A 1,392-nucleotide genomic window follows, 5' to 3' on the forward strand; every position below is an offset into this window, starting at 1 on the left:
CGGGGAACGACGCGGCCTCGGCGCCCCGGACGCTCGACGAGCTGTTCGCCTCCCGGGTGGCCGGCGCACCGCACGCACCGGCGCTCACCGACGGCCGGCGCACCTGGACCTTCCGGGAACTCGCCGATCGGGTGGAGCGCCTGGCCCGCGACCTCAGCCGCCGGGGCGCCGGACCGGACCGGACGGTGGCGCTGGTCCTGCCGCGCTCGATGGAGCTGGTCGCGGCCGAGCTGGCCGTCGTACGGAGCGGCGCCGCCTTCCTGCCCGTGGACCCCGGCTACCCGGCCGAGCGGCGGGCGCTGATGCTCGCCGACGCCGCCCCCGCGGTGGTCCTGGACGACCCGGCCGCGGTCCGCGAACTGCTGGAGACGGCCGTCGAGGACCGGAGCGAGCCGCCCCGCCCGACCGGCACCGACCACCCCGCGTACGTGATCTACACCTCGGGCTCCACCGGCACCCCCAAGGGCGTGGTCGTCACCCACCGGGGCATCGCCGGATTCGCCGAGGCCGCCGCCGAGCACTACGCCGTACGCCCCGGCGACCGGATGCTCCAGTTCTCGTCACCCAGCTTCGACGCCTCCGTCCTCGAACTGCTCGGCTCCGTCCTGGCCGGCGCCACCCTGGTGATCCCCCCGAACGGCCCGTGGCTGGGCGAGGAACTCGCCGCCGTCCTCGACGAGCACCGGATCACCCACGCCCTCATCCCGCCCGCCGCGCTGGCCACCGTGCCCGCCGGCGCGGGCCGCCACCTGCGCACCCTGATCGTCGGGGCCGAGGCCTGCCCCGCCGCGCTGGTCGACCGCTGGGCGCCCGGCCGACGGATGATCAACTCCTACGGCCCGACCGAGGCCACCATCGTCGCCACCTGGACCGGGCCGCTCACCGCCGGCACCGGCACGCCCACCATCGGCGGCGCGCTGCCGCACACCCGGGCGTACGTCCTGGACGCGGCCATGCGGCCCCAACCGCCCGGCACCGACGGCGAGTTGTACGTCGGTGGCGAGGGCGTGGCCCGCGGCTACCTCGGCCGCCCCGGCCTGACCGCCGCGCGCTTCGTCGCCGACCCCTTCGGCCCGCCCGGCGCCCGGCTCTACCGCACCGGCGACCGCGCCCGATGGACCGCCGCAGGGGAGCTGGAGTTCCTCGGCCGGCTCGACCGGCAGGTGAAGCTCAGAGGCTTCCGCATCGAGCCGGGGGAGATCGAGGCCGCGCTGCTGGCGCACCCCGCCGTCGACCAGGCCGTCGTCGTGGTCCGGGAGGACGAACCCGGCCGGGAGCGCCTGGTCGGCTACGTCACGCCCGCCGATCCGGACCGCGCCCCGGACCCGGCCGAGCTGCGCACGGCCCTGGCCTCCGCCCTGCCGGCCCACCTGGTGCCCACCGCCGTCGTCG

General features: G+C 77.4%; 1 protein-coding gene. It reads left to right on the forward strand.

All coding sequences use genetic code 11. The features are described 5' to 3' along the window. Nucleotides 1-1,392: amino acid adenylation domain-containing protein (locus J0670_RS38015; protein ID WP_207817331.1), on the forward strand; the 1,392-nt coding region annotated here is incomplete at both ends.

The sequence above is a fragment of the Streptomyces sp. FH025 genome (assembly GCF_017427025.1).
In the GTDB taxonomy this organism is placed as follows: Bacteria; Actinomycetota; Actinomycetes; order Streptomycetales; family Streptomycetaceae; genus Kitasatospora.